Origin of the sequence: Alcanivorax sp. DP30 (assembly GCF_009882945.1) — a bacterium.
Lineage (GTDB): Bacteria > Pseudomonadota > Gammaproteobacteria > Pseudomonadales > Alcanivoracaceae > Alcanivorax.
This window is the reverse complement of record NZ_WTUY01000003.1, coordinates 285,703-301,469: the sequence shown is the minus strand read 5'-3', so window position 1 is coordinate 301,469 and position 15,767 is coordinate 285,703. Positions and strand designations below refer to the sequence as shown.

At 53.3% G+C, this 15,767-nt stretch carries 6 protein-coding genes; 3 read left to right on the top strand and 3 right to left on the bottom strand.

The window, feature by feature from the left end; translation table 11 throughout:
* The first annotated feature begins 14 nt into the window (after positions 1–14).
* The 3 genes from GQF00_RS05705 to GQF00_RS05695 all read left to right on the top strand — a co-directional run bounded on the left by GQF00_RS05705 (position 15) and on the right by GQF00_RS05695 (position 10,235).
* Positions 15–8,480, top strand: coding sequence for a hemagglutinin repeat-containing protein (locus GQF00_RS05705; RefSeq protein WP_161318195.1), 8,466 nt, complete (start codon positions 15–17; stop codon positions 8,478–8,480).
* Entirely contained in the window at positions 8,473–8,976 is a 504-nt protein-coding gene (locus tag GQF00_RS05700; protein WP_161318194.1) for a hypothetical protein, read from the top strand. The genes GQF00_RS05705 and GQF00_RS05700 overlap by 8 nt, the downstream gene beginning before the upstream one ends.
* A 623-nt stretch (positions 8,977–9,599) precedes the next feature.
* A complete protein-coding gene (locus GQF00_RS05695; protein WP_161318193.1) occupies positions 9,600–10,235 on the top strand; it encodes an outer membrane beta-barrel protein in 636 nt (211 codons plus the stop codon).
* A gap of 91 nt (positions 10,236–10,326) precedes the next feature.
* Here GQF00_RS05695 and GQF00_RS05690 read toward each other — a convergent pair whose 3' ends face one another.
* The 3 genes from GQF00_RS05690 to GQF00_RS05680 all read right to left on the bottom strand — a co-directional run bounded on the left by GQF00_RS05690 (position 10,327) and on the right by GQF00_RS05680 (position 15,759).
* Positions 10,327–11,721, bottom strand: coding sequence for a hypothetical protein (locus GQF00_RS05690; protein WP_161318192.1), 1,395 nt, complete (start codon positions 11,719–11,721; stop codon positions 10,327–10,329).
* 390 nt (positions 11,722–12,111) lie between these two features.
* Positions 12,112–14,040: an acyltransferase family protein gene (locus GQF00_RS05685; protein WP_161318191.1), complete on the bottom strand. Its 1,929-nt coding sequence runs from the start codon at positions 14,038–14,040 to the stop codon at positions 12,112–12,114.
* 42 nt (positions 14,041–14,082) lie between these two features.
* Positions 14,083–15,759, bottom strand: a complete 1,677-nt coding sequence (locus GQF00_RS05680; RefSeq protein ID WP_161318190.1) for a serine protease — start codon at positions 15,757–15,759, stop codon at positions 14,083–14,085.
* Positions 15,760–15,767 lie beyond the last annotated feature (8 nt).

Sequence of the window (15,767 nt, the reverse complement as noted above, 5' to 3'; positions counted from 1 at the left end):
AACTCGCATCCGTTATGCAGCGTAGCCTGGTCTATGGCCTGTCATTACTGTTGATCTGGCAGCCGATGCTGCTGGCAGCAGCGGAGCCTGTGAGCCCGACGCATTCCACCAATGGCCGCCCGACCCTGGATCAGGCTGCCAATGGGGTGCCCATCGTCAATATCCAGAATCCCAATGGGCGGGGCGTATCGCAGAACTTCTATAATGAGCTGAACGTGGGGAATCAGGGGCTGATCCTCAATAACAGCCAGCAGCTCACCCAGACGCAGCTGGGTGGCTACATTGAAGGCAACCCCAACCTCACCAATGGCTCCGCCAACTTGATCCTGAATGAGGTCATCGGCACAAACCCCTCCAAATTGAATGGCTACATGGAAGTCGGTGGCCGGCGTGCTGATGTGGTGGTGGCCAACCCCAATGGCATTACCTGTAATGGCTGCGGCTTTATCAATACCAACCACGCTACCCTGACTACCGGCAAGGCGATCATGGAAGGCGGTAGCCTGAGGGGTTTTGATGTGCAGGGCGGCAATATTCATATTGGCGAAAATGGGCTCAATGGTTCCAACACGAACCGTTTTGATCTGATTGCCCGTTCTGTCGAAGTGGCCGGGGAGCTGCATGCCAATGAACTGAATGTGGTTGCCGGTCAGCAGACCGTGGATCACAAGACGCTGGCAACCAGCAATGTCACTACCGATGGTGAAAAGCCGGCGTTCGCCATCGATTCCACCGCCCTGGGCGGCATGTATGCCAACCGGATTCGCCTGATTGCCAATGAAGATGGCGTGGGGGTAAGGCTGGATGCGCCGGTGGCGGCCCAGAATGGGGATTTGGTGTTATCGGCAGAAGGGACGTTAAGCTTTGGTGATGCCAGAGCCAAAGGCAATATGCAGGTTGCATCAGCCGGCACGGTGAGCACTACCGGGAGTGTGGTTGCCGGAGAAATGTTGGACGTGGATGCCAAGGTGCTCAATGTTGAGGCCGGGGGTGTTGGTGCGGAGGAAATCCGTATTCGGGTGGACGAAAGTACGCTAGCCAGTGGGGCATCCATGACTGGCGAAAGCGGGATAACTGTTCATGCAGAACAAGCGGCAGTGAATGAGGGCGAGATTCTGGCAGGCGGCCAGGTAGAAATCACCACAAAGGATTTTACCAATACAGGAACGGTTGCCGGACAGAAAAATGTGCATATCACGGCATCAGACCGCCTTGTGAATAGTGGGCAGCTCGATGCCATTGATAATCTTGAGATTACCACGGCGGTGTTAAACAACTCTTCTGGGGCCTTGCAGGCCGGTAAGACACTGGCATTAACCACGGAGGATTATCAGCACCTTGGTGAAGTACAGGCTGAAGGTGAATTGAATCTTGAGGCCGAAAACGTGTTTATCGGTGCCGAAGCCGATTGGCAGGTATTGGGTGATGTATCCGTCAAGGCCGCTGATCTACGCAATGAAGGTGTATTCAGTTCCTCTGGCTCCATGACAATGACGGTAGCAAATCTTGAGAATCATGGTGACATCGCTGGGATGGAAAGCGTGCTTTATTCCGGCGAAAAACTCTCAAATGCAGAGCATTCACTGCTGTTATCAGCAGGTCAGATGCAGTTGTACCTTAATGAACTGGATAACTTTGGCGATATCTACGCCGTCGGAGACATGGATATTGCTGGCGGAGAGCTGCAAGGGGAACTGGATGAGATATGGGCCGACAAGAGTAGCTGGGCAAGCAGGGTAAATAACGAATCCGGTCTGATTGCCAGTGAAGGTAGTGCCCGTATTGTTGCGGCCAATATTTATCAGCAGCTGAGTAGTGCACCGGAAGTGGAAGTGGCTTGGGATGCCCCCGTTTATAGCTATGACCGCGACTACGACCGACGTTGCTTTAACCGAAACAAAAATAGCGCGTGTCACGATACAACGTACCGAAATAAATATCGGCGGCAAAGCGTACAGTCGGTTTCTGCGCCAAGACAATCCAGAATGCTTGTAGGTGGAGACCTGTGGTTATTAGGTGACTACCTTTTGAATAATGCCAGCGTCATTGCTGCAGGTAGCGATATCGAAATCAAGGCCACGCGCTTTGAAAATGTCGCTATTACTCAAGATTTGAAGGAAGTCAATCGGGTAGACAAATCCTGGCTCAGAAAGAAAAGCTCAGCAGGGGGAAGCAAGAAAAAGTATTACACTTATACCACAATTCCGACGTCAGAAAATTGGTCCCTGTGCGATAGCAGTCGAGTCAGGTGTAATCGTGCAGGGGCTACCAGTCACACAAATATTCTCACAGAAACAGTCATCAACGCCCTGGTGAGTGCCGGCGGGAAGCTCAACATTGATGCGGAGCTGGTGAGCAATGGCGAAGAAAAGGAAGGCGCCGCTTTCAGTTTTGGCTCTGCCATGCAAGCCGTCTACGGCGAAAATGGGCAGCATAACGCCGATTCACTGTTCCGCTTTGACCCACTTTCGCTTGGTTTTAGCCTGCCGGGTGAGCATGGCCTGTTTCTTTTGAAAACGGATCCTGGGCACCCCTATCTCATTGAAACCAATCCCTTGTTTGCCTCGTTGAGTGGCTTTATGGGGAGCCAATACCTGATCAATCGCCTGGGCATGACCCCCGACCGGGAAATACAACGGTTAGGTGATAGCTATTATGAAACCATGCTTGTCCGTGATGCGATTCTAGCCGCAACTGGAAAGCGGTTCCTTGATCCGGATTTTGAAAGTGACGAAGAACAATTCCGCTGGTTGATGGATAACGCCTTTGCTGCTGCCGAGTCCCTGGAATTAAGTGTGGGTGTCGCGTTGACCGCAGACCAGGTTAATGCACTGCAGCAAGATATTGTATGGCTGGAAGAAAAAGAGGTGGCGGGTTACCGGGTGATGGTCCCCGTCCTGTATCTGGCGAAAGGTGGGGCCGTGTTGGATGGGCCGCAGTTACGCGGTGAAGAAGTGCTCATTACCGGCGAGCAAGTCAGTAATCATGGTGAAATCCATGCCACAAACACGGCGACTATTAACGCCGGGCAAGGAGGTATAACAAACAGCGGTGGCATGTACGCGGGAGAGTCCTTAAGCCTGCGTAGTGACGGCGACATTAAGAACTTGGGCGGACAATTAATTGCTCAGTCGCTGAATCTGGATGCAGAAGGCAGCGTGGAAATCGCCACACTGGCTGACGCGGTAGGTGATTCACTGAACTGGATGACTCGCCTTACTGAACAGGCCGAGCTGAGGGCTGAAAATCTGAGGATCAGAAGCGCGGGGGATATCCAGATTCAGGGAGCCCAGGTAAACGCTGGCGTTCTGGCCCTGGAAGCAGGGGGAGACCTTTCCGTTGGCAGTGTTTCTGTCAGCCAGGGAAGCCACATGGATCAGGGTGATGTGAAATTCACTCAAAGCAAGGTCCGGCAATTGGGCAGCGACCTGAACAGCACAGTCAGTATGTTGCTGGAAACCGAAAATGACCTGTCGATTATTGCCAGTGATCTCAGTAGTGAAGGGGACATTAATCTGAAGGCAAAAGGCGATATTGTCGTCGGTTATGCGCAGGAGAGTGATTCGCTTTACAGCTATCGGAAGGATGATGGGAGTTTTGGTAAGAGTAAAACACAAACGCTGAATACCGATTCACATCGGGTTGTGGGGAGTAATCTTGCGGCTTTGGGTGATGTGCTCATCAATGCCAGCAAGGACAAGGAAGGTAATCTTGTTGGCTACCAGGCTGCGAAAGGGAATGTGACCCTTAGCGCCACTGATGTGCAATCAGAGGGCGATATCCTCATTGCCAGTGCTGGCAGCCTGACTTTTGATAGTGCGGCAAATACTTACAGTCACGAACATCATAAAACCAAGAAGGGCACGATCAGTGCTCGTCAGAGTGGACAAAGCACCCTCTCGATAACTCACCAAGGTACCCGACTGCAGTCAGCTGATGGGGTGCAGATGATGGGACTTGATGGGATTACGCTTGAAAACACGGATGTTTCCGCAAGTGGCGACTTGATAGCGAGCGCGGGGCTTTACGCAACGAAGAAAGATACACTGACCAACGATCAGGCGAATTTTCTGATTCGTGACGTTCAAGATATCTATCAGTACGACAGCTACAAGGAAAGCTCCAAGGCTGATATAGGAGGCATGGTTGCCAGTGTGGCGACACTTGGATTGGGTGGTGGCCTTGCCGTCTTTAATCCCCTGGATTTTGCGGATGTGACCAAAGCCACAGTGGCGAATGCCCTGAATGGGAAAAAAGGCTATACACAGGCATCCGGTAATTACAGCGCGACTTCTCAGGGATCGAACCTGAATACCGGGGGGAGCCTGCTTCTTCAATCCGCCGGGAACCTGCATATTCAAGGCTCAAGCATCTCCGGGCTGCGAGAGAGTGGTGAGGGACGGGTTGAAGTTGAGGGCAGCACGGCGCTGCTGGCTGGTACCCTGATTAACACGCGAAATGGCAAGACAGTACTGGAGAATGATCAGGCCAACCTTTCGATCATCGCGGGTGAAAACTATGAATCCTCTTACTATGAGAGAGAGAAATTTGGCGTAGATTATCTGGGCGCAGTGGGTGGCGCATTGACTCAGATGGCGAGTGCGGCTAGCGGTGCCTTCACCGGCGACTTTTCCGGCCCCGAAGATCTGCCAGACGATGTCAGCATCAAGCGGGAGGGTCAGGAACAGCGTACCGAGAGTATCACGCTGACTCACTCTGCCGTTCAGGATAGCCAGCACCTCACGTTGTCCGCGGGTAATGATATGACGGCCGTGGCCTCCCAGATTGTGAGCGGCGGGAATATCTCCATGACAGCCAGTGGGGATGTAAACCTGAATGCGGGACTGGAAACACTCAGTGACTACCAGGCCAACTATGGAAGCTCCTTCGATAACTTCACCGGAGGTTATGATCGCGGGCGGCTTTACGGTGGTATCGAGGGAGAGCGTTATCGCGAAGAAACCCTGTACGAGCGAGGCTCGGCACTGTCGAGTTTGCTGCAGGCAAATGGCCTCATCAGCATACAGGTGGGCGGTGATGTCAATGTCATCGGCAGCGATGTTATGGCCGGTGGTCTTGACGCCGAAATCGGTGGAGAGATGCGCGTTGGTGCCGCGCAGGAATACGAACGCACTACCCACAAGTCCACCAATGAAAACATCAGCCTGACAGCAGGTGTTGGCAACAGCTACGTAGACGCGGCCTACGCGGCAGATGATTTTGTTAAAGCCTCTGAGGCGGTAAAAAACGCCTATGATGCGTTGCAGGCCGCCAAAGATGACCCCCGCATCACCGATATCAGTGATTACGAAGCCAATCTTGCTCTGGCGCTGCTCCAGCAGCAGGCCGTAGGTATCCAGGCGGCTACTTCTGTGTCCGGTGCAGTCGAGAATGCCCCGGCATTCGGTTTCTACGGTGATGTCCAAATGGCCACGGAAATCACAGAGCACACCAGCACCAGTGAAGCGCTGACCCATCGGGGAAGTCAGATGCAGCTGGGTTCTGCGGGAATGAGCCTTGGGGGCGACGCTTTGACCCTGCAAGGCAGCCGACTGGATATCCAGGACGGCGGAGGGCTGGATCTGAAGGTGGACCGCTTCACGGTTGAGGCGGTCGCTGATACCTATAGCAGCCAGAGCAGCACGGAAACCCAAACATCTACTCTGACACTGGCCAGTAGCAGTCGCAGTAATCTTGCAGGCGCGGCGGCGGTGGATGCCTTGTCCGGTGGCTTAGGCACCCAATCCAGCGAGCAGCAGAGTCAGTCCCAATACTGGCAGTATGGTGCGGTCAACGTGGATGGGCTGATGAGCTTGGACGTCAAGGATCAGACCACGATTCATGGCGGCAGTGTCTGGGCCAAAGAGGTAACAGGAAGTACCGGCAATCTGACTGTCAGCTCCCTGCAGAACACCAGCACCAGCGAGCATAGCAATCAAGGCGTCAATTTTGGGGGAGGCAAAGGCTTCAGCGTCAATGGTGGCTTCAACACAGCTTCGGGTTCAAGTGAGCGTGCTTGGGTTGATCAGGTTAGTGGCTTTCATGGAGAGGAGGTGTTTGATCTGAGAGTGGACGGGCACACTCAGGTAACGGGGGCTGTTATCAGCGGCGGTGACCCGAACAACTTTACTCTGGACACTGCTACCTTCGCCTATACGGATATCCAGGATTATGACCGTGGCAGCAACAGTGGCTGGGGGATCAGTACCAGTTTCAATCCTCTGAACTTGAAAGAACAACAAAAAGCGCCCGAAGGCAGTACCACATTCAGCGCTCATCGCAATGGCCATGAACAGGAAGGTCTAACCTATGCCACCGTTGGCGAAGGGGTTTTAATCGTCAGAGATCAAGAGAGCGATAAAAACAGCGATCTGGCGGGCCTGAATCGTGATGTGGAGAACGTTCAGGAAATCATCCGGGATGAGCTTACCGGAGGGTTGGATGTTGAGTTGACGGTGGATCACCGGCTTTTCACGAAGCGGGGAAGAAGTGAAATTGCCCGTGATGTGTCAACCACGCTGGGTCTACCTCAAGATGTGGTCACTTCCGTTATCAAGGTGCTTGGCGATCGAAAAATTATCGAGCTTGGGGTGTTGATTCATGAGCATGGCCTGACCCGCAAGCTTACAGAAGAGATCAAGCGCCTCCCGGAATATGAAGCCCTCCGTCAGATCCTTTCGAAAACCATGGGGGTTCCTGAAGATCAAGTGGCGGAGCGTTTACGCACTCTGCTGGCTGAAATCGGCAGTGTAGCCGCAGAAAATCCGGAGCAACTTCAGCAGGCAATTGCCGGTTTTAGCGAGGCGGGAGAGCAGGGCGCCGATCGGGGAGTGAAAGACGGTAGCGCCCTGAAAATTGCACTTCATCGAGCAGTGGGAGAGGCATTGGGCGGCGCAGAAGGTGCCAGTGCTGCGGGCATCAATGAAATGCTAATGCCATTATTGGTGCAACTTGCGGGAAGCAGCCCGGAACGCCTTCGGGCCTTGTCTCGTATTGTGGGTGGTGCCAGTGCCGAGAATGCTCAAGGGGCCTGGATTGCTGAGCAAGGCACAACCTGGAACAGGCAGCTACACCAGAATGAAGTGATTGCGATCCGTAAGCATGCAAAAGAGTATGCCTTGTTACATCCGGGTATGTCAGAAGCAGAAGCGCTCTCCGCACTTTTACTGGAGGGAATGCGACAGGTAGACGCTACTTACGCTGACCGGATTTATGCAAATGAGGATGCAGCTAGATTTCTGGCGCATGTGGCTCGTTCTGACCCTGATAATTCGTTGATTAGCACGGATGGGCTGCAGACCGCCTTGTTTAGTGCATCGGATTATGATTTTAAAAAATTCGATGCATATGGAGATGAGTTCTGGAATGTTGCGAATGGTATCTATCCCGGCGGGGTAGAAGACCCCGACATGTTCTTCAATGTGCTTACCGATATGGATAATGCCTCAATGCTCAAAGGCAATGGGGATGCGTACTATTTATCTTTGGACCTATTTAATGATCTTTCATCTGAATCAGCATCAAAAGGCTTGTCTCAGATTGGGGATGTTGCCAAGGTTGCAAGCCTTCCATTTAGTTGGTCATTGATGGGAACCAGGGGGCTTCTTCTCGCTTTCAGTGCAGGGGGAGTCTCTGATACAGGTTACCAAGTGCTTGTGGAGCACAAGACGCTAGATCGGGTTAACTTTGGCCAGAGTCTTGAAACCGGTCTGTTTGCCGTCAACGCAACGACAGCGTTTGGTGGTTTTGCGGCGCTCGCTCCTGCCGCAGCAACGGCATCCGGCGTCGCCTTAACCGGTGTCGGTGGGCATGCAGCTGGCGGCTATGTCTACGATGGGTATGTGGAAAACGATCCCGGGAAAATGTTGTATGGGCTTACGGGTGTCGCTGCGCTGGGCGGTGGACTTTACTACGCGAATACCCGGTATGGGTTTGGGAATCAAGAGCTTAAGCTGCCTTCTGTGGCAGAGATGGCTGATCCTTTTGGTGATTTTAGGTTTTATGATTACGATGGTTTTTCGGGGGCGAGGTTAGTAGATTCTTCTCTTAGTGGAGATGGGGGGGCTCTCAGTGCGGGTGGCTCAAGAATATTTTCGAAACAGGAATATTTGGCTCCTAGTGGTCGTAGGTATAACTTTTACTCTCAAGATGTCGACTTAAATCTAGAATTTATCACCCCGAACGGTAGGGTAACTACGAACAGAGAGTGGATGGCGAAAGGTAATAATCCCTATGTTTTGAATGATCAGGGTATGCCTGTTTCAACTAATCAGCATCATTCTCAGCAAAGAGCGGCTGGTCCAATTTTTGAACTTCAGACACCAACTCACACTAATAGAAATTATCAGCAAGTCCTGCATCCTTTCAAAGTTGCTGGATTTGGGAAAAACCCATTTGACCCTGTGGATCATTCGGTTTGGAATAAAGATCGCCAATTCATCAATATTGAAAGATTGAAGAGATTGACTGAAAATGAATGATATGATTCCGAAAAATGTGCTTTCTTATATCGATCCGCTTCCTGAAAGCGACCTCTGCGAAGAGATAAAAGCGAGAAAAGAAAAATTCAGGAATTTGTATGGGGAGGATTATGTTCGATCTATAGTCTGGACTGCTCAAGAAGCAAGAGAAATTTTGGATTTTTTGGGTGTGTCAAAGGATTCTGCGATGTATCATTTTTACCAGAATGCATTTGATTATCCGAAACTGAACTGTGAAGATAATATTTTTGGCCTTTCGCAGATTAGAGATGATTATATTGATCCTTTCTGGAAGGGGGAGTTTGGAAGATTAGAAAAAAGGTATCTTCTTATATCCTCACCTGAGGGAGAGCATAGTTTCTTTTATGATAAGGAAACAGATTCTGTCAGCGGCGTGGACTGGGATGATATGTCCTTACTTGTCGGCGGTGTGATAAGACCTGAGTTTCAATCATTTTATGACTTTCTAGAGTGGTACTACGGAGTAGAGCCATGAGGATCGCGAAAATTCAGGGACACGCAGAGCACCGGGCCAAGCTGGCGGTAAATCAAGCGGTGCAAGTCCTCTATTTGGTAACGGCATAAACTCTGCATAAACTCCGAAACTCCGCACAAACTCCGGGACACGCATGAATTTGAAGATCTCCTACAAGGCATATAGCCTTTAGCTGATATTGATCTGTCCTTTTGTTCAGTACTGTTGGGGCATGGCAAAGCAATGAGGCTGCCCATGACCCGCGCTCGTTATACTCGATATCCCTGGATTCCACGTCTTACTATCACTGTATCTTCCGCTGTGTGCGGCGGGCGTTTCTGTGTGGCAAGGATCATTATTCCGGTCAGGACTATGAGCACCGCCGTCAACACCCTGAGGGTCAGGTCTCCCATTTTCCACGAAAGTTTTTTGCGGTGCGGTTGACGGTAGATCGCCCGCAACCGAAATGCTCTTGCCGATCCCGGTAAGTGTGTAGTGACCGTCAAGCCATGCTTTCGCGATGGCTTCTCCTTTGCCAAGTATTTAATGACGTGATGACATTCTCGGAATTTTTTTCTGGAAATTAGTATTGTCCGGTTGCTGCCTTTGTAGTGGCAATTTTATTTTCGAACAATGGAATGTGGATGATGACAATGAAAAGAAGTGTTTGCTTGCGTTTTTCATGTGCTTTGCTGTTTTGTTCCGCTGGGGTGGTTCATGCGGGGCCTTATATTGGAACACAGCTGGGTTATGATGATTACAGTATTGGTTATACCGACAAGGAGCCGGGGTTCGGCGATCTTGATCTGGAAGGACTCTCCGCTTCCGGTGGCGCTTTTGGTGTATATGGTGGTTTACGCTTTGGTGGAGAGGGCGCATTTTTTTCTGTCGAACTGAATGCTGGAACAGGGAGTGCAGAATATAAGGAAACGTTCGAAGCCGAATCTCTTCATATCGAAGCTGGAAACAGCTATGGCTTGGGTTTCCTGGTTGGTACAGAGGTGAATGCTGTCCAAGTTTATGGTCGACTTGGCGCACAGCGAACAGATTTCGATCTTGACGATGGTATCTCGAATGATTCGGTTGAGGACGAAAATCCTTGGGGGCTGCGTGTCGGGATTGGTGCTGAGTTGCCTCTGAATGAAACGATATCGCTGCGTGCCGATTGGAGTCGTACGATGTATGACGAGATTGTCAGCGAGGACCCTTTTTCTGGTCGTGAATTCACCTACGAGCCAGAGCAATCAGCTTTCCAGCTGGGTGTCACTGCACGATTCTGAAAAAATCTATAAATAGAGCCTCCAAATGAGGCTCTATTTATGGCTGTCATAAACGTTGCAAAGCGGTAGGCCTTGACTGGCTTTTCTTCTTTTATGATCTGCGCCTTAGGACCAGCACAGCAAACATTCCAAGCAGTATTGCGGCAGGGGCTCCGCCGCCGCCACTGCTGTTTTTTTCTGCAGCGAGGCTGGCCCGATTTACTACATCGAATCGACGAGCGTAGATATCCGGTGCATCGTCATCATTGGCAATCCAGCTCTCCCAGGCCATGGTAACAATTCCCTCACTGCCCATGGCCAGGGCTGCGTTATTTTCTTCGGGGTTGGTGTATGTGGAAACCTGCACCGGGTTCCCGACAGCACCATTGATGGTCACGTGCTGAGCAAATAAGGTGTATTCGCCATACTCTGATCGATTCCAGGCAATATAGGCATTGCCATTCTTGTCTTGGGCAACGCCGGAGATGTGATCATCACCACTGGTTTGACTGTCAATCATTGCACCTAAGCTGCCGGTGGCGTTAATGGTGCGGGCGCGAGGACTTCGGGTGCCGATGATGCCGCTGTCCCAAGCCGCAAGGAAGCTCGTATTATTCAGCGTGATTGCATGGACTGCGCTGGATATATTGGCTCCCTCCATGCTGTCCAGTGTAATAGTGGGGGCGATAGGGTTGTCGTTGGTTGCGAAAAGGGCTGCCCGGATCTGGTATTCAGGCGCGCTTTCTGCGCTAGCTTTGCCCTGTGCATTAGCCGCCCAGGTGATCAAGGCAACATTGTCCTCAGAGAGGGCGGCGGACGGTTGCTCACCAAGGTTACTGACAAAGCTGCTGACGAGGATTGGATTTTCCGTGAGAGAATTACCGTTCTTGCTATAACGTTTGTACTTAAGCGTATTTGCCGTGAGCGCTTTTGTGTTGCCGGTCGGATAGGTCTGCCATGCGATGATGAGGCCGGTATTGTTGCTTGCCAGGGAGGGCATCGCTTCTTTGTCTGTGCTCGCTGCGACAGAGATAACGTCGCCATCGGTTGACCCGTCGGCATTGAAAAACTGCAGCACCATGTCGTAATCATTTTCAAATTCGTTGAGAGCTTCACCTTCTGTTGACCAAGCCAAGGCAAAACGACCGTCTGGCCAAGATGTCATGGCAATGTGCGCGTAGTTATCCTGTTCGATAACCCTTGCGATGTTGGCTGATTCGTCTACCAATGTTTTCTCTGGTCCTACTGTTTCGCCATATTGGTTATAAAACTGCCCCATGATTGAGACGCCAGATTCTGCGTAGGTAGCTTCTGATGTCCATACGATCAAGGTGTTGTTATCGGAATCGTTGGCAATAAATGGGGTGGCTTCATACCCGGAGGAGGTCGTGTTGGCCAGGTATTCCGGCCCCTCGGGCTGCAGGGCTGCTTGGGCAAGGTTGCTTGCTAACATTAGGTAGCTGATCGACAGAAGTTTTCTGTTAGTTAAATGATGCGAAAATGTCATTATTCCCCCAAGGGTGCAGAAATGGCTCACTAATTTTTAGCCGCGAGTATAAGGGTTTTGACCGATCTGTCTGTCAGCCAAAGATTACAAACGCTGGCGAAGTTCAAAAAAGTGAGCCTGGTAACATCCTCCTCATGTTCAATTCCTTATTGAGGCTGCCGCCGATCAGGCACGTATGCCCATGCGCTGTCTATTTCTGGTGAGATTATTGAGAGCATTAAGAGGTTTGGTTGATAAACTAACCGATTGATTTTTCGTGCTGAGACTCTGCGTGTCTCCTTTTGCCTTTTTTTGCCTGCCTGAGTTTTGTTTGCCCCCCGAGTTTCCAGCTGTTCAGCTCTTTTCAGCGGAGCCTGTTTCGTGGTCAGCCCTTATGCTTCAAGGGTATGGTCAATGTATTGCCGGCAGCGGATTGTCGAAGCGTTTCAGGTATTCCTTACCGATTTCGATGGCGCCCACGTTGTTCAAATGGCTTTCGTCACGGTAGAGGGGGATGCCGTTGAGCACGGTCTGGCAGCGTTGTTCATCGCACAATACCTTGCGCGGGTTGGTCCAGATGATATCCGGGTGCCGTTGCACAGCCGCCTGCTTGAAACGATGGAAGTTGGCCAGGTTGTTCTCCGCTTCCCTGGCATCGATGGAGCAATCATTCATGTTCTTGAGCAGGCATTCTGCGTAGGAAGAAGACGGCAGTTCGGGGACATCCTCCAGCACGATGACTGTGTGCCCTTTGGCTTTCAGCCAGTCCAGAGTGTCCAGGAAATACCCTTGGAACGCTTCCTGTTTCAGATAGGCATTCCACCAGGCTCCCAGGAATACGGTCATCGGCCGTTGTTCCAGGTAGTCGCTGAGGGCCTTGTTTCGCGCCACCTGGGTGGGGTCGGCGGCCTGGGCTTTTTCGGCAATATGGGGGGGCAGGAAAGGGGTGGAGGCTCGGGTCACCATAAGCAGAGAGTAGCCCTTGCCGTCGATGAGCTGTTCCACGAAACCGATCTGGGCAATACCGTGGGAATCGCCAATCAGCATGCTGTTGGGTTTCCCGTTAACCGGTTTATCACCAAACAGACAGGCCTTGTTGGTGTTGAACTCCACCGGGTCACCTTTGAAGCAGCGTTTGTAGAGGTCTGCCGGGTTGTTGTTGGCGATGATCTTGTACAGCTCCCGGCGTTCTTCAGGAATCCGGAAGCTGAGGTCGTCAGCAATACGGATGGTGGACTGGATGGCCCAGATCGCCAGTAGGGGGCCAAACACCAGTACCATGAAGGATTTGCGCAGGCTCCACGGGCGATGGCGAAAGCGGTTTTCTACCAATCGGTAGCTGAGCCAGGAGACGAGGACAACGCCAACTATCAGTGCAACCCGGTTCCAGGTCGTTAGTTCGATTAGCTGGTAATGGAGCAGCGCGACCGGGGGCCAGTGCCACAGGTACAGGGAGTAGGAAATGCCGCCGAGGAATACCATGAGTGGCAGGCTCAATAGCCGTGCACTAAGCGTACCGGGTTGATGCAGGCCGGCATAAATCACCATGGCGGTTCCCAGGGTGGGCCACAGGGCGTTGTAGCCGGGGAAATGATCGTGCTTGGTGATCAGAAGGGCGGTGGCGACGATCATGGCCAGGCCGGCGACCGCAAGGACTTCTGCCATCGGGCGGTTGAGCCGGGGTAGCTGGTTGGCAAACAGGGCGACGCCGGTGCCGAGCATGAATTCGAACAGTCGGGCGGGCAGCAGGTAGTAAGCTGCCGCGGGCCATTGGTTGGCCATGTAGACCGACAGCGCGAACGTGGCGATCAGGGTGATCTTGAACGGCCAGTGGCCTTCCCGTCCCTTACCGAAGCGGTAGGCCAGATAGAGGGTGAGTGGCCAGATCAGATAGAACTGCTCTTCCACCGCCAGGGACCAGGTGTGTAGCAGGTTCAGAGAACGGGTTTCCGGGGCGAAGTACTGGGTCAGTTCGGTGAAGTAATAGAGATTGCTGATGCCGATGAGGGAGGACAGCCAGCTCTTGGCAAAAATGTAGTAGGCATCGCCAATATAGAACGGCGAGATCATCAGGAAGGTGACGGTGGATACCAGCAGGAACAGGGGTACCAGCCGGCGGATGCGGCGGGCGTAAAAGTCGCTGAAGCTGAACGTGCCTTTGCTGAAGGCGCGCTGGAGCAACTGGGTGATTACAAACCCGGAGATGACGAAGAACACGTCCACGCCAATAAAACCGCCTGTGATGCCGGGCACCTCGAAGTGATAGAGGATGACCAGGATCACCGCCAGTGCGCGCAGTCCCTCGATATCAGCGCGAAAGCCCGGTTTGCTGTCGACCATGTTGTCCCCGACTGACAGGTAAAGCGGGGAGAATATAGGGCGTCAGGGCGGGGGACAAGGCCGCCGGCGCAGGCCGAGCAGGGAAAGCGTCAGCAGCCAGCCGACAAAGATGAACCCGCCGCCTCCGCTGCTGCCCGTGCTGGTGGAAGGGGGGGCGCTAAAGCTGATGGTCACAGACTGTTGGGTGTCGCCGGCGGGGATGTCCCGTTCGTTGAGGGTGCCCTGAAAGTTGAGCATGCGGGTAATGCTGTCCCTGCTGTCGATCTGAAGATTGAGCACCTTGGCGCTGTCCGGGGCAAGCGTGCCCAGGGGACAGCGGACGAGGCTGGAGCCGGTGCAGCCAAGAGTGTCGGCGTTAGCCAGTGTCATGCCGGAGGGCAGCGCGAACTCCACGGCAGTACCGCTGGCAGAGTTAAGAGTGGACAGATTGCGCAGGGTGACGGACAGGGTGGCGCGATCGGCCGTGGTAGCGATGGTGCGTGCACTGAGCGCAATATCCGGGTTGTTGGAGAACACGATGACCTGCTGCAGGCTATTGTTGCGCCGGCGATATTCTTCCTGATCGGCACTGCCCTGCACATTGACGGTGACCACCTGATCCTGGCCATTGTTGCCATTCACGGTCAGCGATTGCGTGCGGCTGCCTGTGAAGTTGCTGACGGGGGTGCAGCGGTTGCCCAGCAGGCCGCTGCTGCAACTGTTCCACTGTGAGGTGGCGCTGGTGCCTCCGGACAGGGAAAGGTTGAGTGTCGGGTTGTTGATGGTGGTTGAGCCACTGTTCTCCAACGTCAGGGTCAGGGTTTGGCTGGCGCCGGGCAGGGCGTAATAGCGTGGCGGCGCGGCGAAGCTCCAGAACAGATTCAGGTCGACCAGGGGGAACCCGGCGGAGGCGGTGAGAGCCTCCAGTTCGGCAGTTTCTGCTGCCAAATGGGTATAGCCGCCCGGGGCGCCGGTGGCGCATATGGATTCGCCGAAACTGGTTAAACCCGCCAGCCAGGGGGAGCGGTCACGGCCCACAAAAAGGGGGCCTCCACTGTCACCAAAGCAGGTGTCCTGATTCCGCCCGCTGACGGGGTTCAGCTCGGCAGCGCAGATGACAAAGTCGGAAATGCTCAGCGGGGACGACTGTCGACACTGGCTACGCGGCACATAATCCAGCTGCACCTCTTGCAGATCGTTGCTGAGACCACTGCCGGTTTGGCCCCAGCCCAGGGCGGTGACGGCTTCGTCGCGCAGGGAAAAGGGGGCGGCTTCCAGAGCGTCGGAGCCATCCACGGTAATGATGCTGGGCCACTCGCTGTTATTGCGGGCGGGGATGCGGATCAGGGCAAGGTCGTGATTCAGGTCGCTGTACAGGCGATGGATGAGAACCTGCTGCGCCTGGATGCCGCTGGTAGGGTTGTTGTTGCGGTCTGTATCACCAATGAAGACGTAAACATTACTGGCCGGCACTAGGGAACCGTTGGGGTATTCCAGGCAATGGGCGGCGGTAAGTATCCAGCGTGTGCTCAGGTGACTGGCCCCGCAAAGCAGATAACCGCCAGGTGTCGCGGGGTCGACAATGGCAAGCTGTGCCATCCAGGGCCAGCGGTTAACCGGTGCGTCCAGACCGCCAATGACGCGCGGGGTGGCAACGGTGTCTCCAGCCACACCGGCGAGGGGGAGGGTCGCTGTCAGGGCAAGGGCCAGACCGCTGATCAGGTTACGTAGACACTGCATGAAAGAGA